Annotated in this window: 22 protein-coding genes and 1 pseudogene; 9 read left to right on the forward strand and 14 right to left on the reverse strand. The window is 61.3% G+C overall.

Features of this window, described 5'->3' with window-relative positions; all coding sequences use genetic code 11:
* Positions 1-63 precede the first annotated feature (63 nt).
* The 3 genes from BK670_RS02665 to BK670_RS02675 form a co-directional block, all read right to left on the reverse strand.
* Complete coding sequence (locus tag BK670_RS02665; RefSeq protein ID WP_123448493.1) at positions 64-1,611, reverse strand: collagen-like triple helix repeat-containing protein; 1,548 nt, start codon at positions 1,609-1,611, stop codon at positions 64-66.
* Positions 1,612-1,910: 299 nt separating this feature from the next.
* Positions 1,911-2,765, reverse strand: coding sequence for a MaoC family dehydratase (locus BK670_RS02670; protein WP_123448494.1), 855 nt, complete (start codon positions 2,763-2,765; stop codon positions 1,911-1,913).
* A gap of 2 nt (positions 2,766-2,767) precedes the next feature.
* Complete coding sequence (locus tag BK670_RS02675; RefSeq protein ID WP_123448495.1) at positions 2,768-4,120, reverse strand: 3-oxoacyl-ACP reductase; 1,353 nt, start codon at positions 4,118-4,120, stop codon at positions 2,768-2,770.
* A 283-nt stretch (positions 4,121-4,403) separates the two neighbouring features.
* On the opposite strand from BK670_RS02675, the gene BK670_RS02680 reads away from it, so the two are divergent.
* Positions 4,404-5,681 (forward strand): acetyl-CoA C-acetyltransferase, encoded by a 1,278-nt coding sequence (locus tag BK670_RS02680; protein ID WP_123448496.1) that lies wholly within the window; start codon positions 4,404-4,406, stop codon positions 5,679-5,681.
* Positions 5,682-5,756: 75 nt separating this feature from the next.
* Here BK670_RS02680 and BK670_RS30130 read toward each other — a convergent pair whose 3' ends face one another.
* Both BK670_RS30130 and BK670_RS30135 read right to left on the reverse strand, forming a co-directional pair.
* The gene (locus BK670_RS30130) at positions 5,757-6,524 is read right to left on the reverse strand and encodes a methyl-accepting chemotaxis protein (RefSeq protein ID WP_404942464.1); all 768 of its coding nucleotides are present in this window, start codon (positions 6,522-6,524) and stop codon (positions 5,757-5,759) included.
* Between the two features lie 90 nt (positions 6,525-6,614).
* Positions 6,615-7,703: pseudogene (locus BK670_RS30135) on the reverse strand (cache domain-containing protein); the annotation flags it as partial.
* A 447-nt stretch (positions 7,704-8,150) separates the two neighbouring features.
* Here BK670_RS30135 and BK670_RS02690 point away from each other — a divergent pair.
* The gene (locus tag BK670_RS02690; RefSeq protein ID WP_090281144.1) at positions 8,151-9,047 is read left to right on the forward strand and encodes a PA4780 family RIO1-like protein kinase; all 897 of its coding nucleotides are present in this window, start codon (positions 8,151-8,153) and stop codon (positions 9,045-9,047) included.
* A 232-nt stretch (positions 9,048-9,279) separates the two neighbouring features.
* Complete coding sequence (locus BK670_RS02695) at positions 9,280-10,488, forward strand: MFS transporter (RefSeq protein ID WP_123448498.1); 1,209 nt, start codon at positions 9,280-9,282, stop codon at positions 10,486-10,488.
* Here BK670_RS02695 and cueR read toward each other — a convergent pair.
* From cueR to BK670_RS02710, 3 genes are all read right to left on the reverse strand, one after another.
* On the reverse strand, positions 10,442-10,855 hold the full coding sequence (gene cueR / locus BK670_RS02700) for a Cu(I)-responsive transcriptional regulator (protein WP_123448499.1): 414 nt from the start codon (positions 10,853-10,855) through the stop codon (positions 10,442-10,444). The two genes, BK670_RS02695 and cueR, sit on opposite strands and share 47 nt — an antisense overlap.
* On the reverse strand, positions 10,852-13,245 hold the full coding sequence (locus BK670_RS02705) for a heavy metal translocating P-type ATPase (protein ID WP_123448500.1): 2,394 nt from the start codon (positions 13,243-13,245) through the stop codon (positions 10,852-10,854). The genes cueR and BK670_RS02705 overlap by 4 nt, the downstream gene beginning before the upstream one ends.
* A 162-nt stretch (positions 13,246-13,407) precedes the next feature.
* Positions 13,408-13,791 (reverse strand): hypothetical protein, encoded by a 384-nt coding sequence (locus BK670_RS02710; protein ID WP_123448501.1) that lies wholly within the window; start codon positions 13,789-13,791, stop codon positions 13,408-13,410.
* Positions 13,792-13,938: 147 nt separating this feature from the next.
* On the opposite strand from BK670_RS02710, the gene BK670_RS02715 reads away from it, so the two are divergent.
* A complete protein-coding gene (locus tag BK670_RS02715) occupies positions 13,939-14,136 on the forward strand; it encodes a cation transporter (protein ID WP_123448502.1) in 198 nt (65 codons plus the stop codon).
* 210 nt (positions 14,137-14,346) lie between these two features.
* Positions 14,347-15,549, forward strand: coding sequence for a multidrug effflux MFS transporter (locus tag BK670_RS02720; RefSeq protein ID WP_123448503.1), 1,203 nt, complete (start codon positions 14,347-14,349; stop codon positions 15,547-15,549).
* A gap of 6 nt (positions 15,550-15,555) precedes the next feature.
* On the opposite strand, the gene BK670_RS29540 is transcribed toward BK670_RS02720, so the two are convergent.
* The 3 genes from BK670_RS29540 to BK670_RS02730 all read right to left on the reverse strand — a co-directional run bounded on the left by BK670_RS29540 (position 15,556) and on the right by BK670_RS02730 (position 17,229).
* Positions 15,556-15,729 carry a hypothetical protein gene (locus BK670_RS29540; RefSeq protein WP_007914687.1) on the reverse strand — a complete coding sequence of 58 codons (174 nt, stop codon included), beginning with the start codon at positions 15,727-15,729 and terminating at the stop codon, positions 15,556-15,558.
* Positions 15,730-15,889: 160 nt separating this feature from the next.
* On the reverse strand, positions 15,890-16,903 hold the full coding sequence (locus BK670_RS02725; RefSeq protein ID WP_123448504.1) for a zinc-binding alcohol dehydrogenase family protein: 1,014 nt from the start codon (positions 16,901-16,903) through the stop codon (positions 15,890-15,892).
* 32 nt (positions 16,904-16,935) lie between these two features.
* On the reverse strand, positions 16,936-17,229 hold the full coding sequence (locus tag BK670_RS02730) for a putative quinol monooxygenase (RefSeq protein ID WP_123448505.1): 294 nt from the start codon (positions 17,227-17,229) through the stop codon (positions 16,936-16,938).
* Positions 17,230-17,348: 119 nt separating this feature from the next.
* On the opposite strand from BK670_RS02730, the gene BK670_RS02735 reads away from it, so the two are divergent.
* From BK670_RS02735 to BK670_RS02745, 3 genes are all read left to right on the forward strand, one after another.
* Positions 17,349-18,278: a LysR family transcriptional regulator gene (locus BK670_RS02735; RefSeq protein WP_123448506.1), complete on the forward strand. Its 930-nt coding sequence runs from the start codon at positions 17,349-17,351 to the stop codon at positions 18,276-18,278.
* A gap of 316 nt (positions 18,279-18,594) precedes the next feature.
* Complete coding sequence (locus BK670_RS02740; protein WP_123448507.1) at positions 18,595-19,326, forward strand: ArsR/SmtB family transcription factor; 732 nt, start codon at positions 18,595-18,597, stop codon at positions 19,324-19,326.
* Between the two features lie 138 nt (positions 19,327-19,464).
* Positions 19,465-20,847: an MFS transporter gene (locus BK670_RS02745; protein WP_123448508.1), complete on the forward strand. Its 1,383-nt coding sequence runs from the start codon at positions 19,465-19,467 to the stop codon at positions 20,845-20,847.
* Between the two features lie 121 nt (positions 20,848-20,968).
* On the opposite strand, the gene BK670_RS02755 is transcribed toward BK670_RS02745, so the two are convergent.
* From BK670_RS02755 to BK670_RS02765, 3 genes are all read right to left on the reverse strand, one after another.
* On the reverse strand, positions 20,969-21,922 hold the full coding sequence (locus tag BK670_RS02755) for an adenosine deaminase (protein ID WP_095047396.1): 954 nt from the start codon (positions 21,920-21,922) through the stop codon (positions 20,969-20,971).
* Positions 21,923-22,002: 80 nt separating this feature from the next.
* Positions 22,003-22,968, reverse strand: coding sequence for a 2-oxoglutarate and iron-dependent oxygenase domain-containing protein (locus tag BK670_RS02760; RefSeq protein WP_123448509.1), 966 nt, complete (start codon positions 22,966-22,968; stop codon positions 22,003-22,005).
* 145 nt (positions 22,969-23,113) lie between these two features.
* A complete protein-coding gene (locus tag BK670_RS02765; RefSeq protein ID WP_123448510.1) occupies positions 23,114-24,187 on the reverse strand; it encodes a BMP family ABC transporter substrate-binding protein in 1,074 nt (357 codons plus the stop codon).
* Between the two features lie 276 nt (positions 24,188-24,463).
* Here BK670_RS02765 and BK670_RS02770 point away from each other — a divergent pair, with 276 nt between their 5' ends.
* On the forward strand, positions 24,464-25,555 hold the full coding sequence (locus BK670_RS02770; RefSeq protein WP_077570869.1) for a calcium:cation antiporter: 1,092 nt from the start codon (positions 24,464-24,466) through the stop codon (positions 25,553-25,555).
* Positions 25,556-25,594 lie beyond the last annotated feature (39 nt).

Here is a 25,594-nt window from a genome sequence, read left to right on the forward strand (position 1 = left end):
ATCTTCCGCCCTCAACCAAGCGTAGGCGCTGTAGGTGAGGCCGTCGAATCGGCCAGGTGCAATTTAGCGATTGTTGCCTCCCAGGGTGCCAGTCAGACCACCGAGTACTCCGCCCAGACCGCCACCGGTGGTACCCCCGCTGGTACCGCCGTTGACCAGTCCACCGACGGCAGCGACGGTGCCGCCGACGTTGCTGACCAGACCACCGACCGCAGTGGTGACCGGGTTGTTGGTCGCAGCAATGCTGCCGCCGATACTGCTGACCGCACCGCCCACCTGGCCAGTGAGACCTGCAACGGGTGAGCCGATACCGGTCGCTGCGCCAAGTTGCTGAGTCACGTTGGTGACGCCACTGGTGACCGGGTTCAGACCTGCACCCAATGCTCCGCCAACCGTGGCCAGAGGTGAGGTTGTCGCGGTGATCGGGGTGCCCGATCCGCCAAGCACGGTGTTGAGCGAAGCAACGGTATTACCCAGGCCGACAGCGGTCACGCCGCCTGCGCTGACCACGCCATTGGTATTACCGGCATTCAGGCCTGCGCCGACGTTGACCACCGCGCCGCCAACGGTTTGCAGCAAACCGGTGCCGCCGAGGCCACCGCCCAAACCACCACCCACTCCACCAGTACCCGAACCAGTGCCGCTGGATACCAGACCACCGGCCTTGCCGACCGTGGTGCCGGTATCGCTCAACGCGCCGCCGAGTGTATTGGTCAGGGCATTGCCGTTACCCGCATCGGTGACCTTGCCGCCCAGGGTGTTCACCGCGCCGCCGACTTGCGCAACCACGCCTTTGAGCGGGGCGCCCAGACCGGTCGCATCGCCAACTTTGTCAGTGGTGCTTTCAACCATCGCAATCACCGGCACCAGACTACCGCCGAGTTTGTTCGTCAGTTGGCTGGTCGGGCCGCTGGTCAGCGTGGTGTCGAGGGTATTGCCGAGCATGGTGACTTTCTCGCCGACGCCGTCGAGCAGTGGCGCGACTTTGGTCACCACGCCGCCTACTACCGGCACGCTGCCCGTCGCAGTGGACAGTTTGGCGCTGAGGTCGGACACGCCGTTGCCGACATCAGTTACTACACCGCCGACCGAAGCAACGGTGGTAGTCAGGCCGTTAGGGTCGGTGGCCAGTTTGCCAATGCCATTGGCCACTCCGTCACCCAAGGTGCTGACAACATTGCCGGCGGTGTTAGCCGCACTCTGCACTACGCCACCGACCACAGGTACGGTGCTCAGCGAGTCGCCGATCTGGCCAACGCCATCGCCGACACCCGCAACGGTCTTACCGACATCCTGCACCAGTGTGGTGGTCACCAAGGGAGTAGGGGTTGGATTGGTCGGATTGGTAGGATCCGTTGGATCTGTCGGGTTGGTTGGATTGGTCGGATCGGTGCCACCTGTACCACCGGTTCCGCCAGTTCCCGCAGTATCACCGCTGCCACCCGTACCGCCAGTACCCGAGGTGCCGCCAGTGCCAGCAGTACCGTCCGCCGAAGAACTGCCGGAACTGCTTTTATGACCGCCACCACCGCTGCTGCAGCCGGTGAGGCCAAGGGAGAGAATCAATGCCAGAGCGATTGCCGATTTGCACCACATGCCTTGAGTTTTCATGATTGAGATTCCTTGCACCTGTTACAACGTTCGTTGTCTTCGATGGCTCGCCGATCTGTTGTCGGTGATGCCTTCGCCCGTTGTGCTCAATCTCAGTCCGGGGGCAGGTTTCGCACCATTCTCAAGTTGGTATTAACGCCTTTATATATAAGGTGAAGTTCAGCGCCTAAGGACTAATACCCAGGATATAGCCGCACAAAAAAAGGCCTTGATAATCAAGGCCCTGGTTTTTTCGGCGGAAGGAGCAAGGACGGCGAAAACTTAAGTTATATACACACAATTAACGATGTCCCAAGTGCTCAGGCAATGGGTTGCCACTGCCCGACCATATGTTCCAGGTCTTGCGCACCGATCAGTCGCAGCTCACCACTCGAGCCTGCCGCGCTCGCCAGCAACGTCACCTCACTGGGCAGGCGCACCGGTTTGCGAAAGTGCACGGCGATCTCGAGGTTGGCCTTGGGCAAATGATCGCTCAGGGCTGCGAGTGTCCGCGCCTTGTTCCACAACCCATGGGCAATGGCCGTTGGAAAACCGAACAGCTTGGCGCTGGCGGCGCTCAGGTGAATCGGGTTGTAGTCTCCGGACACTTTGGCGTATTGCCGACCGATATCGGCCGGGGCTTTCCAGCGCGCCACGTCCTCCAATGACTGTGATGGTTCCCAGGTACGCTCGACTGGCTCACCCGCAAGCTTCACGCCGCGACAGAGCATCTGGCTTTCGGCTTCCCACAACGGCCCGAGCTGATCATCCAGGGTGGTCAGCAGATCGAACGTCGCACCTTTGGGATGCGCTTGCAGATTGGTCACGCGTACGCTCACCTGCGCCCGGGCGATCCCGCCCATTGGGCGTAACACGCGAATGCGGTTACTCAGATGAATCAGCCCCAACAGTGGGAACGGAAATGCTTTGGCGGTGAGCAATTGCATCTGCAGGGCGAAGGCGAGGATGTGCGGATACGTCGGTGGCAGCAGACCGTCATCGACAAATCCGCAGACCTTGCGATAGGCCGCCAGACGTTGGCCATCGACATCGACCCAACAGCGCAAACCGCTGTCGGGCAATTGCGTGCCGGTGATTTTGCGTCGCACCGCCGCCCGTGCGTACAGCCCGGGCAGACTCGGTTCGCGATCCAGCGTATGCCATTCGATGCTCATGCCTAAGCCCCCAGAACACTTTGTCCACAGACCCGCAGCGCCTGCCCGGTGAATGCGCCGGAGCCCGGTTGCGCCAGCCATGCAACGGCTTCGGCGACGTCTTGCGGCAAGCCGCCCTGACCGAGCGAACTCATGCGCCGGCCAGCCTCGCGCAGGCCGAACGGAATGTGTGCAGTCATCTGCGTCTCGATAAAGCCGGGCGCGACGGCGTTGATGCTGATACCGCGCTCCAGCAGCACGGGCGCCCATGCCTGCGCCAGCCCGATCAACCCGGCCTTGCTCGCGGCATAGTTGGTTTGCCCGCGGTTACCGGCAATGCCGCTGATCGAGGCCAGCAGAATCACCCGCGCGTTGTCGTGCAGCGTGCCGCTGTCGAGCAGTGCCTGGGTCAGCACTTGCGGCGCGTTGAGATTGACCGCGAGCACGGCATCCCAGAATTCCGGGGTCATGTTGGCCAGGGTTTTGTCGCGGGTGATACCGGCGTTGTGCACCAGAATATCGAGGCCGTCAGGCAGTTGTTCGATCAGTTGCGTGGCGGCGTCGGCGGCGCAGATATCCAGGGTAATCGCGCGGCCGCCGAGGCGGGCGGCGAGGGCGTCCAGATCGGTCTTCGCCGGCGGCACGTCGAGCAGGATCACCTCGGCGCCGTCGCGAGCCAGGGTTTCGGCAATCGATGCGCCGATACCGCGAGCCGCGCCGGTGACCAGCGCCTTGCGTCCGGCCAGTGGGCGCGTCCAGTCCGTCACCTGCGTCGCACAAGCTGTAAGGCGAATCACCTGGCCGGACACGAACGCACTTTTCGGCGAGAGGAAAAACCGCAGCGGGCCTTCCAGTTGATCTTCGGCGCCTTCACCGACGTAGATCAATTGCAGCGTGCCGCCGCTGCGCAGTTCCTTGGCCAGCGAACGGGAAAACCCTTCCAGCGCTCGTTGCGCACTGGCGGCAAAGGGATCACCGAGAGTTTCCGGCGCACGGCCAAGAATCACCAGATGGGCGCTGTGCTCAAGGTTCTTCATCAACGGCTGGAAAAATTCGCGCAGTTGCTTGAGCTGGTCGGTGTGCAACAAGTCGCTGGCGTCGAACACCACGGCTTTGAGCTTCGGGCCGTGGCCGGGAATCCATTCGGTGGCGGTTGCCGGTTGCTCGCCGTAGCGGTAGATGCTCTCGGTCAAGCGATTGGCGAAGACACTGACGCGCTCGGCCAGCGGGCCGCCGCCGATCAGCAGCGCACCCTCCACGGGCCGCAGGCGCCCGGCCTGCCAGCGTTCCAGCCGCACCGGCGACGGCAGGCCCAGCGCCCCGACCAGACGATGGCCGATGGACGAGTTGGCGAAGTCGATATAGCGGTCAGACATGGAACGCTCTCCAGAAGTTGGGGTTCAAAGTGTGGACTACCGATGACAAACAATCGTTCGATCCACGCAATAAGGCCTACGCTAGAACAGCAGAGTAGTTTGCCCCCGGCGGTTTTGTTGGCGAACCCACATTCAGAAACACAGCTGAACCCCTGTAGGCGTGAGCCTGCTCGCGATATCGGTGTGTCAGAAAAGATTTCTAGACTGATACACCGCTATCGCGAGCAGGCTCACTCCTACAAGGGATTGGCGTGAATTCAAGCTTTTCGAAAAGGAGTTATTCATGAGTCAGCTGCGCCGCGTCGCGATCATCGGCGGTAACCGTATCCCTTTCGCCCGTTCCAACGGGCCGTACGCCACGGCCAGCAATCAGGCGATGCTCACCGCCGCCCTTGAAGGGCTGATCGAGCGCTACAACCTGCACGGCCAGCGCATCGGTGAAGTGGTGGCGGGCGCGGTGCTGAAATTGTCACGAGATATGAGCCTGACCCGCGAATGCGTGCTCGGCTCGCGTCTGTCGCCGGCCACGCCCGCTTATGACATTCAGCAAGCCTGCGGCACCGGACTGGAAGCGGCGATCCTGGTGGCAAACAAGATTGCCCTCGGCCAGATCGAGAGCGGCATCGCTGGTGGCGTCGACACCACGTCGGACGCGCCGATCGGCGTCAGCGAAGGCCTGCGCAAAATTCTCCTGCAAGCCAACCGCGCCAAGACCACTGGCGACAAGTTGAAAACCTTTCTGCAACTACGGCCGCAACACCTGATCCCGGAATTTCCACGCAATGGCGAACCACGCACCGGCCTGTCGATGGGCCAGCACTGCGAGCTGATGGCGCAGACCTGGCAGATCCCGCGTGAGGATCAGGATCAACTGGCCCTTGAAAGCCACCACAAACTCGCCGCGTCCTACAGCGAGGGCTGGCACAACGACTTGATGACACCGTTCCTTGGCCTGACCCGCGACAACAACTTGCGCCCGGACCTGACCCTGGAAAAACTCGCGACGCTGAAACCGGCCTTCGAAAAAAGCGCGCAAGGCACGTTGACGGCAGGCAACTCCACGCCGCTGACCGATGGCGCATCTGTGGTGCTGCTCGGCAGTGAAGAGTGGGCCAAAGAGCGCGGTTTGCCGATCCTCGCTTATCTGCGCGATGGCGAAGCGGCGGCGGTGGATTTCGTCAACGGCGCCGAAGGGCTGCTGATGGCGCCGGTGTATGCGGTGCCGCGGTTGCTGGCGCGCAACGGGCTGACTTTGCAGGACTTCGATTATTACGAAATTCATGAAGCGTTCGCGGCGCAAGTGCTGTGCACCCTGAAGGCCTGGGAAGATCCCGACTACTGCAAAACCCGTCTGGGCCTGGACGCGCCGTTGGGTTCGATTGATCGCAGCCGGCTCAATGTGAAGGGCAGTTCGCTGGCGGCCGGGCATCCGTTTGCCGCCACCGGTGGGCGCATCGTCGCGAACCTGGCGAAGTTGCTGGACGCAGCGGGCAAGGGCCGCGGCCTGATCTCGATCTGCGCGGCGGGCGGGCAGGGTGTGACCGCCATTATCGAGCGCTAAAAGACCGCAGCCTGCGGCAGCTCCTGCAAAACACGATCCTTGTAGGGCTGCCGCAGGCTGCGATCTTTTGATTTTTCAGGTACGGAACCTTCTGACCAACCCATCCAGCTCATTCGACAACCCCGCCAGACTCTGCGAATCCAGGCGCGCCGAGTTGGCCAGTTCCGCCACCAACTGCGCGTCCCCGTGAATCTGGCTGATGTGCCGATTGATGTCCTCAGCCACTTGATGCTGTTCTTCAGCAGCGGTGGCGATCTGCGTGTTCATGTCGCGGATCACGTCCACCGACTCGCTGATCTGCCCGAAGCTTTCCCGCGCCTCGCCGATACGCGTCACTGACTGCTGCGATACCTCAAGGCTGGCGTGCATCTGTTGCGTGACCTGACTGGTGCGCTTGGCCAGATTGCCGAGCAGACCATCGATCTCTGCCGTTGAATCTGCCGTGCGTTTGGCCAGTGCACGCACCTCATCGGCGACCACGGCAAAACCGCGGCCCTGCTCACCGGCGCGCGCCGCTTCGATGGCGGCGTTGAGTGCCAGCAGGTTGGTCTGCTCGGCGATGGAACGGATGGTGCCGAGGATCGACTGGATATCGTTGCTGTCGCGCTCCAGTTGCTGCATTGACTGCGCCGATTGCTCCAGCTCCTGGCTCAGTTGATCGACGCTGTGCACCGCCGCATCAATCTGCTGCTGACCTTGGCGGGCCTGACGCTGGCCGCTGTCGGCGGAGTCCGCTGCCTGACTGCACGAGCGCGCGACTTCGTTGGCGGTGGCGACCATTTCGTGGAATGCGGTCGAGACCATGTCGACAGCTTCACGCTGACGTCCGGCGGCTTCGGCCATGTCGCTTGAGACGCGGGTCGAACTCTGCGAGGTCGCAAGGATTTTCCCGGCGGCGCCACCGATGTGCTGAATCAGGCTGCGGATCGCGGTGAGGAACTGATTGAACCAGTTGGCCAATTGCGCGGTTTCGTCGTTGCCACGGATGTCGAGGTTTTTGGTCAGGTCGCCTTCGCCTTGGGCGATACCTTCCAGACCACTGGCGACGCTGCGGATCGGCCGCACGATGAGGGTGGCGAAACTGGCGCCGACCACGGCGAAGAGCACGGCCAGTACGGCGGCGATGATCGCGATCAGCCAGGTCAGTTGTGTGGCGGAGCTCATCACATCGCTCTGCTTGATCAGGCCGACGAAGGTCCAGCCCAATTGCTCCGACGGCCAGACGTTGGCCATGTAGCGTTCGCCGTTAAGCTCGACTTCGACCAGGCCTTTGCCGGCCTTGGCCAGTTGCGCATAGCCTTCGCCGAGGCTGTCCAGCGGCTTGAAGTTGTGTTCCGGCTGTTTCGGATCGACCAGCACCGTGCCGCTGTTTTCCAAAAGCATCAGGTAGCCGGTTTCGCCCAGCTTGATCTGTTTGACGATCTCGGTGAGCTGCTTGAGCGTTACGTCGATGCTGACCACGCCGCCGTTGCTGCCGAGTTTGTTATCGATGGTGCGCACGGTGCTGACGTAGGTCGCATCGTCCTGCGCCCAGTAGTAAGCGGCGGTACGCAACGGCTTGCCCGGTTTGGCCTGGGCGGCCTTGTACCACGGCCGCTGGCGCGGGTCGTAGTTGTTGAGTCTGGGGTCGTCCGGCCACGACACATAACCACCGGCGGCGGTGCCGACGATGGCGTAGGCGTAAGCCGGGTGGGCGTTGCCCAGATCCTGCAGGAACGCGAAGACCTTTTTGTCCATCTCGCCCTGCGGGATGGATTCGGCGTTGGCGCTCATGTAGGTCTTGAGGCTGTCGTCGGTGTTTTTGATCAGCGGTTGCGACGCCAGGTAATCGACGTTCTGGCTGATGCCATCAAAAAACAGCTGCATGGCATTGCTGACCTGACGAATCTCGCGACCGCTGCCGTCGACAAAACTGTCCCGGGCATCGCTGCGCAGGTTCATCACCACCAGCGTTGCGACCAGCACCACCGGCAAGCAGGCGATGATTGCAAACGCCCACGTCAATTTCTGTTTGATGTTCATCCGCGCTCCAGATTTTCTTGTAGGCCCACGCAGTGCAGATGACTTGTGGTTTATTGGCAGCCGAAAACGTTGTGGATCACCCGTTTCCCTGAGTGCGGCATCGCTGATTGTTGTGGAACGATTGTCGGACAAGTCCCTCTGTCATTGAGGGCTTCGGCTGCGCAACAGGGAAATTGAGGCGACTTTGCAAAAAACTTCCGAAGGGTCATCACGCGGATGTCAGATTCTGTCGCAAATGCCCTTGAAGACCTGTACCAACAAGTGCAACGGCCTCGGCTATGATTCCCCTCGGTCGATGCGCGAGCGCAGAGTTGGCCCTGTTTAATCCGGCACAGTGTGTGCATTCTCAACGTTCACAGGTCGGCAACCCCTCCCCGTGATGCGAGGATTGCCGTATAACGAGTGACATTCGCGTGTTTGGTAATAAAGGACCCACAATAAAAGCTGATGAAGACTCCAAAACGCATTGAACCCCTGATCGAGGACGGTCTGGTCGACGAAGTGCTGCGCCCACTGATGAGTGGCAAAGAAGCAGCTGTTTATGTGGTGCGCTGCGGCAATCAGTTACGTTGCGCAAAGGTCTACAAGGAGGCGAACAAACGCAGTTTCCGCCAGGCGGCCGAGTATCAGGAAGGCCGCAAGGTGCGCAACAGCCGACAGGCTCGCGCGATGGCGAAAGGCTCCAAGTTCGGTCGCAAAGAGACCGAAGATGCCTGGCAGAACGCCGAAGTGGCGGCGCTGTTCCGTCTGGCCGGCGCCGGTGTGCGGGTGCCCAAACCCTACGACTTCCTCGACGGCGTGCTGTTGATGGAACTGGTGGCGGACGAGTTCGGCGACGCCGCGCCGCGTCTCAACGACGTGGTGCTGGAGCCGGATCAGGCACGCGAATATCACGCGTTCCTGATTTCGCAGATCGTGCTGATGTTGTGTACCGGTCTGGTGCACGGTGACCTTTCGGAGTTCAACGTGCTGTTGACGCCGACCGGTCCGGTCATCATCGACCTGCCGCAAGCCGTCGACGCTGCCGGCAACAACCACGCTTTCAGCATGCTGGAGCGCGATGTCGGCAACATGGCTTCGTACTTCGGGCGCTTTGCCCCGGAGTTGAAGAAGACCAAGTACGCCAAGGAAATGTGGGCGTTGTACGAAGCCGGCACCCTGCACCCGAACAGTGTGCTGACCGGTGAGTTCGATGATCCGGAAGACCTGGCCGACGTTGGCGGGGTGTTGCGCGAGATCGAAGCGGCGCGCCTCGACGAGGAGCGCAAGCAGGCCATCCGCGCGGCGGACGACGAGCCGAAAGGCAAGTCCGAGGAGCCGCCGCCACCTCCGTGGATGCAGTGATCGCTTGACCAGAAACCCGGCTTCGGCCGGGTTTTTTGTGCTCGCACCATTCCACCAGACATCACCCATCCCCCTGTGGGAGCGAGCTTGCTCGCGAAGGGGGCATATCAGCCACCATCATCATTGACTGACACAACGCATTCGCGAGCAGGCTCGCTCCCACAGGGGATGGGTGGTGTTGCTGAAAATTGTGTGGGAATCTGACCGGCCTCCGCACACTCAAGGACTGAATGTGACCACCCCGCGCAACACCCACCTGATCGTCACCGCTCGACTGATCTCCGATTTCGGCGCTTTCCTCAACATGGTTGCGCTGGCCACCTACGTCTACCTGCTGAGCAACAGCGCCATGAGCGTGGGGATTTTTCTCGCCAGCCGTGTAGGCGGGGGGATTTTTGCCAGTCTGATCGGCACCGCGTTTTACCGCCGCTGCAGTGGCCGCGCACCGCTGATCGCGTTCGACCTGCTGCGGGCCAGCGTGCTCGGTTTGCTGCTGGTGGTGCCCGTCAGCCAGCAGGCCCTGCTGCTACCGGTGATCGCCTTCGGTCTGGGCCTGGGCAATTCGATGTTTGCCATCGGCCTCAACAGCCAGTTGCCGCGTTTGATCCCCGCTAATCAATTGCTCAAGGCCAATGCCTGGATAACCTCAGCGTCATCTGCCGCGATGGTCGGTGGCAGTCTGGTTTCAGGTTTGCTGGTGGCGGGATTTGGCTTTGAAACGGTGTTCGCCCTGAATGCACTGACCTATTTGCTGGCGGCATTATTGATTGTGCCGCTGCGGTTCGAACCTGCAACAGCCAACGAGGAAACCGGACGCGGCGAATGGTCAGCGCTCAAGCAGGGTTTGCGTGCTACGCCTGTGATTGCTGCGATGCTTGCGGTGACGATGGCCGACACCTTGGGCAGCGCCGCGCACAACGTCGGCTTTCCGATCATCTCCAAACTGCTTACGCCGGAGTCGGCGAGCACCACGTTGGGGCTGATGCTCGCAGTGTGGGCCAGCGGCAAACTGCTGGGCGCACGCATCGCCAGCCGTCTCAAAGGCTCGGACAACATCCACCTCGAACGACGATTTTTCTTCGGCGTGGCGCTGATGTCCTGCGGCTTTATCCTGATGTTCCAGCAACACAGCCTCTACGGTCTGCTGCTGTTTTCCTTGCCGGCGGGATTGGGCGACGGCTTTTCCGAAGTGGGTCTGATGTCGCGTCTGCAACGTGAACCCGAGCAATTGCGTCTGCCGATTTTCAGCGTGCTGACGTTGCTGCAAATGACCGGGTTCGGCATCGGCATGCTGGTTGCCGCGCCGTTCTACGCGTGGTGGGCGCCGGGTGCCGTGGTCATGCTGTTCCACGGCATTCCGCTCAGTACGTTGCTGCTGGTGAAAGTGCTCGCGCTCAAGCGCGGGCGGGTTGCACGCAGCAGCCCGACGCCAGTTCCTTGAGGATCGGGCAGTCGGGGCGGTGGTCGCCGTTGCAGTGCTCGACGAGGTCTTGCAGGGTGTCGCGCAATTCGCCGAGTTCGCGGATCTTCTGATTCAACTCGTCGATGTGCTGGCGGGCCAAGGCTTTGACATCGGCGCTGGCCCGTTGGCGATCCTGCCAGAGGGTCAGCAGTTTGCCGACTTCCTCCAGCGAAAAGCCCAGGTCCCGCGAGCGCTTGATAAAGGCCAGCGTGTGCAGGTCATCGTCGCCATAGACCCGGTAACCGCTGTCGGTGCGATGGGCCGCTTTAAGCAGGCCGATCGACTCGTAATAGCGGATCATTTTCGCGCTCAGGCCACTGTGTCTGGCCGCTTGACCGATGTTCATCGGTGTTCCTCCAGGTCCTTGGGTTTCCAGGTTTTCAACAGTAGCGCATTGCTCACCACGCTGACGCTCGACAGCGCCATCGCCGCGCCGGCCAGCACCGGGTTGAGGAAGCCGAACGCCGCCAGCGGAATACCGATCAGGTTGTAGACGAAGGCCCAGAACAGGTTCTGACGGATCTTCGCGTAGGTCTTGCGGCTGATCTCCAGCGCCGCCGGCACCAGCCGTGGGTCGCCGCGCATCAGGGTGATGCCCGCCGCGTGCATGGCCACGTCGGTGCCGCCACCCATGGCGATGCCAATGTCGGCTGCGGCGAGGGCCGGGGCGTCATTGATGCCGTCACCGACCATGGCGACCACGCCGGTTTTTTTCAGCTCGGTGATGGTCGCGGCTTTGTTCGCCGGCAGCACTTCGGCGTGAACATTGCTGATGCCCAGGGCTTCGGCGACCACGCGCGCACTGCCACGGTTGTCGCCGGTCAGCAGATGGCTGTGGATATTCCGCGCGGCGAGTTGTTGCACCGCTTCCAGTGCACCGGGTTTCAAGGTGTCGCCGAAGGCGAACAAACCGAGCACTTTCGGTTCCGGACTTTGTTCGATTAACCACGACAGGGTGCGGCCCTCGGCCTCCCATGCCTGGGCAGATTCGCTCAGGTTGCCCGCGCTCAAACCACTTTCTTCGAGCATCCGCCGATTGCCCAGCGCCAGGCGCCGGCCGTCGAGATTGCCGGCAATACCGCGACCGGTCAGCGATTGGCTGTCGCTGACATCCGGCACGTTCAGGCCTCGTTCGGCGGCTGCGTCCAGCACCGCTTTGGCCAAGGGATGTTCACTGCCCCGTTGCAGCGCGCCGGCCAGTTTCAGCAGCGCTTCTTCATTACCGTCGACCGCACTGACATGGGCGATGCGCGGCGTGCCGGAGGTCAGCGTGCCGGTCTTGTCGAACACCACGCTGCTGACTTCATGGGCGCGCTCCAGGGCTTCGGCGTCCTTGATCAGAATGCCGTGACGTGCGGCCACGCCGGTACCGGCCATGATCGCCGTTGGCGTGGCAAGGCCCAGCGCACACGGGCAAGCGATGACCAGCACCGCGACGGCGTTGATCAGCGCGGTCTCCATGGGCGCGCCGTAGAGCCACCAGCCGATCAGTGTCGCCAACGCGATCAGCAACACCGTTGGCACGAAGATCTGGCTGACTTTATCCACCAGTTTCTGGATCGGGGCCTTGGCGGCCTGAGCGTCTTCCACCAGACGAATAATTCGCGCCAGTACAGTCTCGGCGCCGAGCGCCTGAGTCAGCACCAGCAAGCGACCTTCGCCATTGATCGCGCCGCCGGTGACTTTGTCCCCCGGTTGTTTCGGCACCGGCAGGCTCTCGCCGCTGATCAGCGCCTCATCGGCGTGGCTCTGGCCTTCGATGACTTCGCCGTCGACCGGGAAGCGTTCGCCGGGTTTGACCAACACCCGATCGTTGAGGCGCAAGGCGCTGATGGCGACATCCTGCTCGCGGCCGTCGATCACTTGAATCGCCCGCTCCGGACGCAACGCTTCCAGCGCGCGGATGGCGCTGGCGGTCTGGCGTTTGGCGCGGCTCTCCAGGTATTTGCCGAGCAGTACCAAGGCAATGACCACCGCCGACGCTTCGAAATACAGATGCGGCATGCGCCCGGCAGCGGTGGCCCATTCGTAAAGACTCAAGCCGTAGCCGGCGCTGGTGCCGAGGGCGACCAGCAAGTCCATGTTGCCGGCGCCAGCGCGCACAGCTTTCCACGCCGCCACATAAAAGCGTGCACCGAAAATGAACTGCACGGGTGTGGCAAGGGCGAATTGCGCCCAGGCCGGCAGCATCCAGTGAATGCCGAACGGTTGCAGCAACATCGGCGCCACCAGCGGCAAGGCGAGGGCAATCGCGCAAATCAACGCCCAGCGTTCATGCTTGAGTTTCTGCTGCTGGTGATCGGTTTGTGGCTGTTCGGCTTGCCAGACACTGGCGGAATAACCGGCCTTGCTCACGGCCTCGAGCAGGCTTTGCGGATCGACCTGACCGAGCAATTCGAGGTGCGCGCGTTCGTTGGCCAGGTTGACGCTGACGCTTTTCACACCGCGAACTTTGTTCAACGCACGTTCGACGCGACCGACGCAGGAGGCGCAGGTCATGCCGTCAATGTTCAGCTCGAGGGTCTGCTGCGGGACGCTGTAACCGGCGCGTTCAACCGCCTCCATCAAGGCCGGCAGGCTGTCGCCCGGCGCCTGTACGCGGGCCTGCTCGGTGGCGAGGTTGACGCTGACCGCACTGGCGCCGCTGACTTTGCTCAACGCCCGCTCGACACGGCCGGCGCAACTGGCGCAGGTCATGCCGGTAATCGGCAGATCGAACGTGATGGAATCGGACATCGGTCGTACTCCCTGTAGTAGATGCCTACAAGGATCAACCTTGCCATGCGGGCAAGGTCAAGCGCCAATCTCAAAAGCAAAAGATCGCAGCCTTCGGCAGCTCCTACATTGGAATGCAATCCCTGTAGGAGCTGCCGAAGGCTGCGATCTTTTGGCTAGCGCTCAATAGCCGAGATCGGCGCGCTTCAGGTACATGCCTTCCTGTGTCATCGCGATCCGGTACTTCTGCACATCGCCCGCTTGCAGTTTTATTTCCTGCGAGCCCGGTGCGAGCAAGCCTGGATTGCAACCCGGTACTTGCCCCGGCAGCAGTTTCAGACGCAGCGATACAGTGCCCGGTGGCAAGTTGAAAGACGTGCTCTGTTCCTGAAACAGGCGTGCCGACAGCTGATCCTGGATATACACACCGATTTCGCAGGAGGTTGCCACTTCCAGGCGCTCGCGGGAAATGATCAGAACGCCGTAATCCTCGCCGACAGCTTGTACTTGAGGAACGGCGGCAAAGAGGCTGAGAAAGCCAAACAGGCTGAAAGCTGACCAGCGCATGGCTGAATCTCCTGAGTCGAGTCATTGATGTACGCAGCTTGGCCGAGCGCGGCGCCGATTGCCAGCCCGGCAGTTTATTCAAGAACTTGACCTTGCCATCGTGGCAAGCTCGAAAGTGGCGGCAACCTCACTCAAAGGAGTCATTCCATGCAAGTGTTCAACGTTCAAGGCATGTCCTGCGGTCACTGCGTCAAAGCCATCACCAACGCCGTGCAGGCCAAAGATCCGGCGGCCAGCGTGCGCGTCGATCTGGCGGCGAAAGAAGTCGGCGTGGAAAGTGCGCTGAGCGCCGAACAAGTGATCGCAGTCATCAGCGAAGAAGGCTACGCCGTCAAACTCGCTTGATAAGCACAATTCACTGTGGCGAGGGAGCTGGCTGCCGCTGAGGCGCGAAGCGGCCCTTTTTCTTTTTGGGCCTGCTGCGCAGTCCAGCGGGAGCAAGCTCCCTCGCCACAGGTGATGTGTGGTTTTTATCGTTAGCGAGCTATCGGAATGTTCAAGGCGTTCGGGCGCGGCTAGACTGTCGGGCTGCCGACTTGCCAACCTGGATGCCTGATGAACTTCCGTACCATTCTGATTCTCGGTGCCTTGACCGCCTTCGGGCCCTTGGCGATCGACTTCTATTTACCTGCCTTTCCCTCGATGGCGCTGGCCTTCGGCACCGACGAGAAGCACGTGCAGATGACACTGGCGGCGTATTTCGCCGGCCTGTCCATCGGCCAACTGGCTTATGGCCCGGTGGCGGATCGCTTCGGTCGACGCATTCCGCTGCTCGTCGGACTCACGCTGTTCACCTTGGCCTCTCTGGCCTGCGCTTATGCGCCAAACCTGGAATGGCTGATCGGTGCGCGTTTCGTCCAGGCGTTGGGCGGCTGTGCAGGGATGGTGATTTCCCGGGCGGTGGTCAGCGACAAGTGCGACGCGGTGGGCTCGGCGAAAGTCTTTTCGCAATTGATGCTGGTGATGGGCCTGGCACCGATTCTGGCGCCGATGCTCGGCGGTCTGCTGGTCAACACCACGGGCTGGCAGTCGATATTCCTGGTGCTGACCGGGTTTAGTGCCCTGGCCGGATTGGCCGTGGCGCTGGGCTTGCCGGAAAGTATGCCGGCACATATGCCGCGTCAGCCGTTGTCCGGCGCACTGCGTCAGTACGGGCGCTTGCTCAAGGACCGGGTGTATCTCGGCCATGCGCTGACTGGTGGCATCGCCATCGCCGGGATGTTCGCTTATATCGCTGGCTCGCCGTTTATCTTCATCAAAATGTATGGCGTGCCGGCCGAGCACTTCGGCTGGCTGTTCGGCACCAACGCGGCGGGGTTCATTCTGGTCGCGCAGGTCAACGCGCGCTTGTTGGCCAAGCGTGGCCCGGCCTTCCTGCTGTCGCGGGCGGTGTGGGTGTATTTCGCCGCCGGGCTGACGCTGCTCGCGGTCAGCGCAATGCACACCGAATCCTTGTGGCCGCTGCTGATTCCGCTGTTCATCTGCGTGTCGAGCCTGGGTTGCATCAGCCCGAACGCCGCCGCTTGCGCGATGAACGGGCAGGGCGCACGGGCCGGCAGTGCCTCGGCGCTGCTCGGCTGTATGCAATTCAGCGTCGCTGCCGGGGCATCGGCGCTGGTGGGCGTGTTGCACGACGGCACCGCCGTGCCGATGGCAATAGTCATCAGCCTGTGCGGTTTGCTGGTGGTGTGCGTGGCGCTGCTCACCCGCCGTCTGCAGAATGCCCGGGCACTGGCACAAGCTCAGACCGAGGCGTAAGCCACCTCAGCCGGCGGCGCGCTGCTGGCTGCGGTCGGGAATCTGATGGGGCGCGCAAAGTCGCGCTTCGAGGGTGCGGGTGAAGGCCAAGGCTTCGGCTTCACTGCGGAATGTCACGGCGTGTTGGTCCAGACGAACCTGCCATTGAGACTTTGCCACTTCTTTTATCAGGATCTTCATTGCTGACCTCCCTTGCGTAAAAGATGTATCGCAGAGGCTTCGATTGTAGACCTGAATACGATCGCAATTGTGACAACGGTCAAGCATCGGACTGACGGCAAAAAACAGCGCAGCCCCGCCAACAGCTCTAGGTTCGGCGAAGGCTGCGATGTGCGGTTTTTTAGAAACCTTCTAAAACAATTTTCCCCTTGGCTTTGCCGCTTTCCAGCAGCTCATGGGCGCGACGCAGGTTCGCCGCATTGATCGTGCCGAAATGCTCGCCCACCGTGGTCTTCAACGTCCCGGCATCAATCAGATCCGCCACGCGGTTGAGCAGTTTGTGTTGCTCGATCATGTCCGGCGTCTCGAACAGCGAGCGGGTGTACATGAACTCCCAGTGCAGCGACAGGCTCTTGCGCTTGAGCTTGCTCACGTCGAGCGACTTCGGATCGTCGATCAACGCCAGTTTGCCTTGCGGCGCCAGCGCTTCGACCAGTTGATCCAGGTGCTGGTCGGTCTGCGTCAGGCTGGCAACGTGGGTCACGCTGTCGATTCCGGCGCGCTTGAGTTCTTCGCTCAGCGGTTGGCTGTGATCGATGACCAGATCGGCGCCCAACTCTTTGACCCAATCACGGGTCTGCTCGCGGGATGCGGTGCCGATGACCTTCAGGCCGGTCAGTTGCTTGGCCAATTGCGTCAGGATCGAACCCACACCGCCGGCCGCGCCGACGATCAGCAGGCTCTGATCTTCTTTGGTTTTGCCTTCGCGGATTTGCAGGCGTTCGAACAGCAATTCCCATGCGGTGATCGCGGTTAGCGGCAGTGCGGCGGCTTCGGCAAAACCGAGGGACTTCGGCATATGGCCGACGATGCGCTCATCAACCACGTGCAGCTCACTGTTGCCGCCGGCACGGGCGATGGAGCCGGCGTAGAAGACTTTGTCGCCGGCCTTGAACAACGTCACGTCGCTGCCAACGGCCTTGACCACACCGGCAACGTCCCAGCCCAGCACTTTCGCCGCGCCGTTTTCCGGTGCCATGTTCTGCCGCACTTTGGTGTCGACCGGGTTGACCGAGATGGCTTTGACTTCCACCAGCACGTCGCGCGGGCCGGCGACCGGTTCCGGCAGTTCGATGTCTTGCAGGGATTTGGCGTCGTTGATCGGCAGGGAAGCGTAATAGGCGATGGCTTTCATGAGTGGCTCCGTACAGGTAATAGAAGAGGGAATCAGGCAATCGCGCCGAGGCGCTTGAGCTGGAAGTGTTCGATGGCGTGGCCGGCGCTGGCCTGGAACTGCTGGAAGTGCGCGCTGGCGTTGTGCGCCTCAAGAGTAGCTTCGCTGACCCAGTGCTCGATCACATAGAAAACCTGCGGGTCGGCGAGATCATGGTGCAAGTCGTACTGGCTGCAACCGTCTTCGGCGCGGCTCGGTTCAACCAGTGCGCGCAGGCCCTGTTCGAGAAGATCCTGTTGGCCGGGTTTGGCGATCAGGGTGGCGATAGCGGTGAAGGGCTGGGACATGCTCGGCTCCAGAGAAGCGGGACGAATTCGATGGAGAGATGATTGGCTATTTCTCTGCGAGATAAAACCGGCTAAAAGAGCAGTCTCTTTCAATATTTTTTTGATAATCGAGGCTGAGCATGCTGCGTTTCGATGATTTGCAGTTATTTGTCCGGGCGGCGGATCTGGGCAGTCTGTCGGCGGCTGCGCGGGTGATGGACATGTCCGCGGCCGTGGCCAGTGCGGCGTTGAAACGGATCGAACAGCAACTCGGCGCGCGTTTGCTCGCGCGTTCAACCCGCAGCTTGCGCCTGACGGCCGAAGGCGAAGGTTTTCTCGAATACGCACGGGCGGCGCTGAGCAATCTGGATGAAGGCCGGCGCTTGCTGGCCAGCGGCCAGGATCAGGTCAGTGGGGTCTTGCAGTTGTCGGCGCCTTCGGACTTTGGCCGCAACCTGTTGTTGCCTTGGCTCGACGAGTTCCAGCGCGAGCACCCGAAGCTGACCGTGCGCTTGCTGCTCGGCGACCGCATCGCCGACCTGTTCCGCCAACCTGTGGACATCGCTTTGCGTTATGGCGAGCCGGAAGATTCCAGCCTGATCGCCTTGCCCATCGCCCCGCAAAACCGTCGAGTGCTGTGCGCTTCCCCGGCGTATCTGGCCCGGCACGGCGAACCGCGCCAGCTCGAACAACTGGCGCAGCACAATTGCCTGTTGTACATGCTAGGCAGTCGGGTGCATGACCACTGGAGTTTTCACGACGGCAAACGCGAAGTCAGCCTGACCGTCAGTGGCGATCGTTTCAGCGATGACGCTGACGTTGTACGTCTGTGGGCGCTGGCTGGCGCGGGAATAGCCTATAAATCCTGGCTGGACGTGGGCGCCGATGTGCTCGCCGGGCGCCTCAAACTGCTGCTGCCGGAGCTGCTGTGTGAGCGCGCCCCGCTGAATCTGTTGTGCGCTCATCGCGCCCAATTAAGTAAGCCGGTGAACCTTCTGAGGGAAATGCTCGCCAGCCGATGCGCTTATTTGAGTAGCCAATTTCCCGTTTTCTCGAAAGTTGATCATTAGTCGCAGCTAAATAGAGAAATTTCTGTCAGGAACAATCACCACCCGTGCAGGCTGCGGCGCGGGACGCAGCTTGCATCCCGCTTATACTAGCGCCCGCCTCATGCCAGTACCTGAACCCGGCTCGAACGCCTTCCCGCTGTACTGCTCCTGTCTGGTTCAGGATTGTTCAGCGAGGATGGTTTCTGCGCCGGGAGATATTGCGCCAATGGCCTGCCTTGCCCCGGCTCAGGGCGATTTTCGCGTCTTGGCCGCCGACTCATTACTGGTCAAGATGTCTGCGAGCAGTAGACGATACGATTCCACAGGGAGTGAATACATGGAACATGCACCTTGCATCAGCCAGATCGCCACGTTGCTGGCCGACCCCAAGCGCAGCGCGATGATGTGGGCGCTGATGGATGGCTCGGCCCGGCAGACCGAGGAGCTTGCGTTACTGGCCGGTCTGTCGCCGTCGTCGGCCAGTGCGCACCTGGCACGACTGGCCTCTGGTGGTCTGTTGAAGGTCGAAGTCCGTGGTCGCAAACGGTTTTTCCGCCTCTCGGCACCTGAGGTGGGCGCGGCGATAGAGGCGCTGGCCAGTGCCACCATCGCCAGCGCGCCGCGTGAAGTCGCCGAGGTTTTCAAACGCAGCACCCCTATGGCCAAGCCCCAGGCGGCCCCCTCTTCGCTGTTGCGCGCACGCTTTTGCGATGATCATCTGGGGGGCACGCTGGCGGCCGACCTTTATCAACGACTGCTCGATGCCGGCTGGATCGAACAGGTTGAACAGCGCGTGGTGGTAACCCTCAAAGGTGCGAAACAACTGGCCGGTCGGGGCGTGTTCATTCAGGCGCTGGCCCACCGCAATGTACAGGTGGCCTGTGCCTGCCCGGACTGGAGCGAGCGCCGTCCGCACATGGGCGGTACCCTCGGCGCAGCGTTGCTGCAGTTGTTCATGCAGTCAGGCTGGCTGACTTTGCCCAATGACTCGAGGGCGCTGCAACTGACAGCGACCGGGCAGCGTGAACTGCATCGATTCGCCAAGGAAACCGAACTGGAGACGGCGTAGTAGCGCCGCGTAATCAGTACCTGCCACGGCAGCATTCTTGCTGGCGTCGCCCATGAGTGCGAACAGGTCGCATCCAGCACGAACGCCATGTCGCTATCACGCACACTGATCCGGGGACATTTCGGATGGGGACGCGGCATGGATAATCAAGGCTACAGCGCGGCAGAACGCCTGGAACGACTGCCGATCAGCGGTTATCACCGGATCATTTTCATCATCATCGCCCTGGCGTTTTTCTTCGACTCCATGGACCTGGCGATGATGACGTTCCTGCTCGGTTCGATCAAAGCCGAGTTCGGCCTGAGCAGTGCGCAAGCGGGTTTGCTCGCCAGTTCGAGCTTTTTCGGCATGGTGCTGGGGGCGTCGCTGTCGGGCCTGCTTGCCGATCGCTTCGGGCGCAAACCGGTGTTTCAGTGGAGCATCGTGCTGTGGGGCGTGGCCAGTTATCTGTGCTCGACGGCGCAAACCGTCGAGACGCTGACGCTGTTTCGCATCCTGTTGGGGATTGGCATGGGCATGGAGTTTCCGATTGCCCAATCGATGCTCTCGGAACTGATTCCGGCGCAACGTCGCGGTCGTTACATCGCGTTGATGGACGGCTTCTGGCCGCTCGGCTTCGTTGCGGCCGGCGTGCTGTCTTATTTCCTGCTGCCGCTGATTGGCTGGCGCGACATCTTTCTGGTGTTGGCGGTGCCGGCAGTGTTTGTGCTGGCAATCAGGTTCTTCATTCCCGAGTCTCCGCGCTGGCTGGAGCAGGCCGGAAAGCATGAGGCGGCAGACAAGGTGTTGAACGGTATCGAGGCGCGGGTGCGTTCCTCACTGGGCGGTGCCGCGCTACCTGAGCCGCTGCGCTTGCCGCGCACCGTCACGCCGCCGGGCAATTTCTTTGCGGCACTCAAGCAGATCTGGTCGCCGCAATATCGCCAGCGTACGACGATGCTCTGGAGTCTGTGGTTCTTCGCATTGCTCGGCTTTTACGGGCTGACGTCGTGGCTCAGCGCATTGCTGCAACAGTCGGGTTTCGCCGTGACGCAGTCGGTGTATTACACGGTGCTGATTTCCCTGGGCGGGATTCCGGGATTTTTGATGGCCGCGTGGCTGGTCGAGCGCTGGGGGCGTAAACCGGTGTGCATCGTCACCTTGCTCGGTGGTGGGGTGATGGCGTTTCTCTACGGCCAGAGCGCAGTGTTTGGCGGCAACGTGGCGCTGCTGATCGGCACCGGGTTGCTGATGCAGTTTTTCCTGTTCGGCATGTGGGCAGTGCTCTACACCTATACACCGGAGCTGTATCCAACGTCGGCACGGGCAACCGGCTCGGGCTTCGCCTCGGCGATTGGCCGCGTGGGTTCGCTGCTCGGGCCGTTGGTGACCGGACTGGTATTCCCGATTACCGGGCAGGGCGGGGTGTTTGCCCTGGGCGCGGCGTGCTTTGCGATCGCGGCGGGGGTGGTGTGGCTGTTCGGGATGGAGACGCGGGGTAAAACCCTGGAAGAGCTGACCGAAGCCCGAATCCCAGGCTAAACAAAGAACCCACTGTGGGAGCGAGCCTGCTCGCGAAAGCGGAGTGTCATTAACCGAAAATGTTAACTGACACGCCCTCTTCGCGAGCAGGCTCGCTCCCACATGGGGACTTCGGTGTTGCTTACGGTTTTACCAGGCGCGCATCCAGGCTGTTCTGCGCCAGGCGCTTGGCCTGATCCTGGGTCATACCCAAATGCTCATGCAGTGCGTAGAAGTTCTCGGTCACGTATCCACCAAAGTACGCCGGGTCATCGGAGTTCACGGTGACCTTCACGCCACGCTCGAGCATGTCGAGAATGTTGTGCTGGGACATGTGATCGAACACGCAAAGTTTGGTGTTCGACAGCGGGCACACGGTCAGCGGGATCTGCTCGTCGATAATGCGCTGCATCAGGCGCTCGTCTTCGATGGCGCGCACGCCATGGTCGATGCGCTGGATTTTCAGCAGGTCGATGGCTTCCCAGATGTACTCCGGCGGGCCTTCTTCGCCGGCGTGGGCCACGGTCAGGAAGCCTTCGTGACGGGCACGATCAAACACGCGCTGGAACTTGCTCGGCGGGTGGCCCATCTCTGAGCTGTCGAGGCCGACAGCAACAAACGCATCACGGAACGGTAGCGCCTGATCGAGGGTTTTTTCGGCTTCTTCTTCGCTGAGGTGGCGCAGGAAGCTGAGGATCAAACCGCTGGTGATGCCCAGTTGCTGCTCGCCATCCTTCAGTGCCGCGGCGATGCCGTTGAGCACCACTTCGAACGGGATGCCCCGGTCGGTGTGGGTCTGCGGATCGAAGAACGGTTCGGTGTGAATCACGTTCTGCGCTTTGCAGCGCAACAGGTAGGCCCAGGTCAGGTCGTAGAAATCCTGCGAAGTGCGCAGCACGTCGGCGCCCTGGTAATACAGGTCGAGGAATTCCTGCAGGTTGTTGAAGGCGTAAGCCTTGCGCAGGGTTTCCACGTCGCTCCACGGCAGGGCGATCTTGTTGCGCTCGGCCAGGGCGAACAGCAGCTCAGGCTCCAGCGAGCCCTCCAGGTGCAGGTGCAGTTCAGCCTTGGGCAAGGCGTTGAGCCAGTCGTACATAGTCTTTTCTCATCAGGTGCAATGACGGCATTCTACAGATGCTCGCCGAAACAATTGGCAAAACCTGACCAAGCGATCCATCACACGGCCTCCTGCTCGCGGCGATAGGCGTAGGTATCGGCGAAGCGCGACAGCAGGAATTCGGCGCACGTGGTCGTCGGATATTTCGCCGGGTGCTGTGCGTCCTGACAACCCGGCAGACACTCGATACGCGTGTCCGGGTGCGGTTCGGCGAAGAACGGCATCGAGTAGCGATCCACGCCGAGCGGGCTGATCACCCGGTGTGGGGTCGAGCGATAACGGTCGTTGCTCCAGCGCGCCATCATGTCGCCGAGGTTGACCACGAAGGTGCCGTCGATGGGCGGCGCGTCGATCCATTCGCCTCGCACGTTCTTGACCTGCAAGCCCCCGGCGCTGTCCTGATAGAGCAGGGTGATGCAGCCATAATCGGTGTGCGCGCCGGCGCCTTGCTGCTCGGCAGAGCTGGCGGTGTGACGCGGTGGGTAATGGATCATGCGCAGGACGCTGACCGGATCAGTGAAACGGCTGTCGAAGAAGTCGCGTTCGATGTTCAGCGCAAGGGTCATCGCCCGCAGCAGGGTCTGCGCAAGGGCCTGCATGTCGAGGTAGTGCTGCTCCATCAACTCAGCCCATCCGGTTTGCGCTGGATGACGGTTCGGCCCGCGCAGCGGTTTTTCGGCGAGCACGTCGGGATGGTGGGCCGGCAGGTGCAGGCCCATGTCGAAGGTCTCTTTCAGATCGCTGGGCTTGCTCGGGTCGAGTTGCTCGGTGGCAATCGCGCCGTAGCCACGGTGATGGCGGGTCTGGGTGATGTCGATCTTGAGCTTTTCGGCGGTGGGCAGGGCGAAGAAACGCCGGGTATGGTCGAGCACCGCGTCGATGCGTTGCGCGGAAATCGAGTGACCCTTGATGTAGAAGAAGCCCCACTCGCGGCAGGCGTGGTCGATTTGCCCGGCCACGTCGGGCCAGGCATTTTCGTCGTCGGCGTAGAGCGGGCTGATGTCGATGATCGGAAGCTGATCCATACACAATCCTTGAATACGCTGTGTTTCCAATGTGGGAGCGAGCCTGCTCGCGAAGAGGGAGTGTCAGACAACATTTTTGTTTAATGACACACCGCTTTCGCGAGCAGGCTCGCTCCCACAGGGTTCTGTGTGGTGAATCGGGGGATTACTTCGGCATCTCAGCCTTCATGCCTTCCACGTAATAGTTCATCGACGCCAGTTGCGCATTGGTCGCGCTTACGCCTGCGGGGATTTTCTCGACCCCGGCCTGATCCTTGATCGGCCCGGTGAACGGCTGGAACGCACCGCTTTTGATGTCGGCAATGATCTGCTCGGCCTCGGCTTTTACCGGCGCCGGCACCAGGTCGCTGATCGGCAGTTCAACCGTGCCTTCCTTCAAGCCGCCCCAGTAGTCCTGAGGTTTCCAGCTGTGATCGATCACGCTCTGCGTCGCCTGAATGTAGTGCGGCGCCCAGTCGTTGACGATCGAGGTCAGCACCGCTTTCGGTCCGAAGTGGGCCATGTCCGAGGCGTAACCCACCGCGTACACGCCACGACGTTCGGCGGCTTGAATCGGCGCCGGGCTGTCGGTGTGCTGGAACACCACGTCGACGCCCTGATCGATCAGCGCGTTGGCCGCATCGGCTTCCTTGCCCGGATCGAACCAGGAGTTGACCCACACCACTTTGATCTCGGTGCCGGGGTTGTACTTGTTCAGGGCCAGCTGGATGGCGTTGATGTCGCGGATCACTTCCGGAATCGGGAACGAAGCGACATAGCCGATCTTCTTGGTCTTGGTCATCTTCGCCGCGAGGAAACCGCCGACGTAACGCCCCTCGTACGTGCGCGCCAGATAGGTGCCGAGGTTCTTGTCCTGTTTGTAGCCGGTGGCGTGCTCGAAGGTCACCTTGGGAAACTGCTTGGCGACTTTGACGGTGGGGTTCATATAGCCGAAGGAGGTGGTGAAGATCAGGTCGTACTTGTCCTTGGCCATGTTGCGGATCACCCGCTCGGCGTCGGCGCCTTCGGCGACGTTCTCCACGTAGTTGGTGGTGATCTGGTTGCCGAATTTTTCCGCGAGTGCCTTGCGCCCCTGTTCATGCTGATACGTCCAGCCGTGGTCACCGATCGGGCCAATGTAGACGAAACCGACCTTCAGCGGATCGGCAGCGCTGGCGCTCAGACTGATCCCCAGACCGAGGGCGGCGCACAGCAGTTTGTGCAGCGGACGTATTTGCATGAACTCGAACTCCATTTTGTTGTGTGTGATCAGGGGCAATGCAAATTGCTGACCAACAGGACAAAAAAGCAAAAGATCGCAGCCTTCGGCAGCTCCTACATTGGATCGGCGTACTCACTGTAGGAGCTGCCGAAGGCTGCGATCTTTTCGGAGCAGGAACCAACGCAGTGCAACTCGGCGAATTCACGCCATCGGCTGGTGCGCTAAGGTGTAACGAAACGTTAGCGCCGCCCCGCAGTCAGTAGCTCATTCGCACTCTTCGGTAAAAGGCCCGCCATGTTCACAATCCTCAAGCAAGAAAGCTTTCTGCTGCTGGCAGTCATCGCCGCGTGCGTCGCCTATCCGCTGGAACACTGGATGCTGCACAGCGGCCAGATCGTCGCGCTGACTGCCGGTCTGGTGCTGATCGCCTTCATCGTCGCCGCGTCGATGCGCGTCGCCCATCACGCCGAATTGCTCGCCGAAAAGGTCGGCGACCCTTACGGCACGATGATCCTCACACTGGCCGCCGTGCTGGTGGAGGTGGTGATTCTGGCGATCATGATGAGCAACGAAGCGTCGCCCACGCTGGTGCGCGACACGATTTATTCGGCAGTGATGCTCGACATCAACGGCATCCTCGGCCTCGCTGCGCTGATGGGCGGGATCAAGCATGGCGAGCAGTCCTACAACGACGATTCGGCGCGCAGCTACAGCGTAATGATCCTCACCGCGATGGGCGTGTCGATGGTGGTGCCGGAGTTCATTCCCGAGGCCAACTGGAAGATTTACTCGGCGTTCACAATCGGTGCAATGGTGGTGCTTTACGCGCTGTTCCTGCGCATGCAGGTCGGCCCGCACAGTTACTTTTTCAGCTACAGCTACCCGGACAAACGTCGCAAGAAAGAGCCGCAGGACGCGCAGGCGAAAGCACCGAGCATCGGCCTGTCGATCGGCATACTAGTGTTTGGCATTGTGGTGATCGGCGCATTGGCCGAGGTGATGTCCAAGACCCTCGATCTGGGCCTGGAAGGCACGGGCGCGCCGCCGGTGATCACGGCGATTCTGGTGGCGGCAATTTCTGCAGCACCAGAGATTCTCACCGCATTGCGCGCGGCACTGGCCAACCGCATGCAGTCGGTGGTGAACATTGCGATGGGCGCGTCATTGTCGACGGTGATTCTGACCGTGCCGGTGATGGAGGCGATGGCGCTGTACACCGGCCAGCCGTTTCAGATGGCGATGACGCCGGTGCAGACGGTGATGATCTTCATCACGCTGATCGTCAGCGCGATCAACCTCAATGACGGCGAGACCAATGCCATCGAAGGCATGACGCACTTCGTGCTGTTTGCGACTTTTATCATGCTGTCCCTGCTGGGCCTCTAAAAGGCCAAAAAATCCCCCTGTAGGAGCTGCCGAAGGCTG

Source organism: Pseudomonas fluorescens (assembly GCF_003732425.1).
Classification (GTDB): Bacteria; Pseudomonadota; Gammaproteobacteria; order Pseudomonadales; family Pseudomonadaceae; genus Aquipseudomonas; species Aquipseudomonas fluorescens_BE.

Bases quoted from the DNA above. Each gene is read 5' to 3' on its own strand.
- BK670_RS02665 (WP_123448493.1), bottom strand. From the start codon at position 1,611: ATGAAAACTCAAGGCATGTGGTGCAAATCGGCAATCGCTCTGGCATTG.
- BK670_RS02670 (WP_123448494.1), bottom strand. From the start codon at position 2,765: ATGAGCATCGAATGGCATACGCTGGATCGCGAACCGAGTCTGCCCGGG.
- BK670_RS02675 (WP_123448495.1), bottom strand. From the start codon at position 4,120: ATGTCTGACCGCTATATCGACTTCGCCAACTCGTCCATCGGCCATCGT.
- BK670_RS02680 (WP_123448496.1), top strand. From the start codon at position 4,404: ATGAGTCAGCTGCGCCGCGTCGCGATCATCGGCGGTAACCGTATCCCT.
- BK670_RS30130 (WP_404942464.1), bottom strand. From the start codon at position 6,524: ATGGCCGAAGCCGCCGGACGTCAGCGTGAAGCTGTCGACATGGTCTCG.
- BK670_RS02690 (WP_090281144.1), top strand. From the start codon at position 8,151: ATGAAGACTCCAAAACGCATTGAACCCCTGATCGAGGACGGTCTGGTC.
- cueR (WP_123448499.1), bottom strand. From the start codon at position 10,855: ATGAACATCGGTCAAGCGGCCAGACACAGTGGCCTGAGCGCGAAAATG.
- BK670_RS02705 (WP_123448500.1), bottom strand. From the start codon at position 13,245: ATGTCCGATTCCATCACGTTCGATCTGCCGATTACCGGCATGACCTGC.
- BK670_RS02710 (WP_123448501.1), bottom strand. From the start codon at position 13,791: ATGCGCTGGTCAGCTTTCAGCCTGTTTGGCTTTCTCAGCCTCTTTGCC.
- BK670_RS02715 (WP_123448502.1), top strand. From the start codon at position 13,939: ATGCAAGTGTTCAACGTTCAAGGCATGTCCTGCGGTCACTGCGTCAAA.
- BK670_RS02720 (WP_123448503.1), top strand. From the start codon at position 14,347: ATGAACTTCCGTACCATTCTGATTCTCGGTGCCTTGACCGCCTTCGGG.
- BK670_RS29540 (WP_007914687.1), bottom strand. From the start codon at position 15,729: ATGAAGATCCTGATAAAAGAAGTGGCAAAGTCTCAATGGCAGGTTCGT.
- BK670_RS02725 (WP_123448504.1), bottom strand. From the start codon at position 16,903: ATGAAAGCCATCGCCTATTACGCTTCCCTGCCGATCAACGACGCCAAA.
- BK670_RS02730 (WP_123448505.1), bottom strand. From the start codon at position 17,229: ATGTCCCAGCCCTTCACCGCTATCGCCACCCTGATCGCCAAACCCGGC.
- BK670_RS02735 (WP_123448506.1), top strand. From the start codon at position 17,349: ATGCTGCGTTTCGATGATTTGCAGTTATTTGTCCGGGCGGCGGATCTG.
- BK670_RS02740 (WP_123448507.1), top strand. From the start codon at position 18,595: ATGGAACATGCACCTTGCATCAGCCAGATCGCCACGTTGCTGGCCGAC.
- BK670_RS02745 (WP_123448508.1), top strand. From the start codon at position 19,465: ATGGATAATCAAGGCTACAGCGCGGCAGAACGCCTGGAACGACTGCCG.
- BK670_RS02755 (WP_095047396.1), bottom strand. From the start codon at position 21,922: ATGTACGACTGGCTCAACGCCTTGCCCAAGGCTGAACTGCACCTGCAC.
- BK670_RS02760 (WP_123448509.1), bottom strand. From the start codon at position 22,968: ATGGATCAGCTTCCGATCATCGACATCAGCCCGCTCTACGCCGACGAC.
- BK670_RS02765 (WP_123448510.1), bottom strand. From the start codon at position 24,187: ATGCAAATACGTCCGCTGCACAAACTGCTGTGCGCCGCCCTCGGTCTG.
- BK670_RS02770 (WP_077570869.1), top strand. From the start codon at position 24,464: ATGTTCACAATCCTCAAGCAAGAAAGCTTTCTGCTGCTGGCAGTCATC.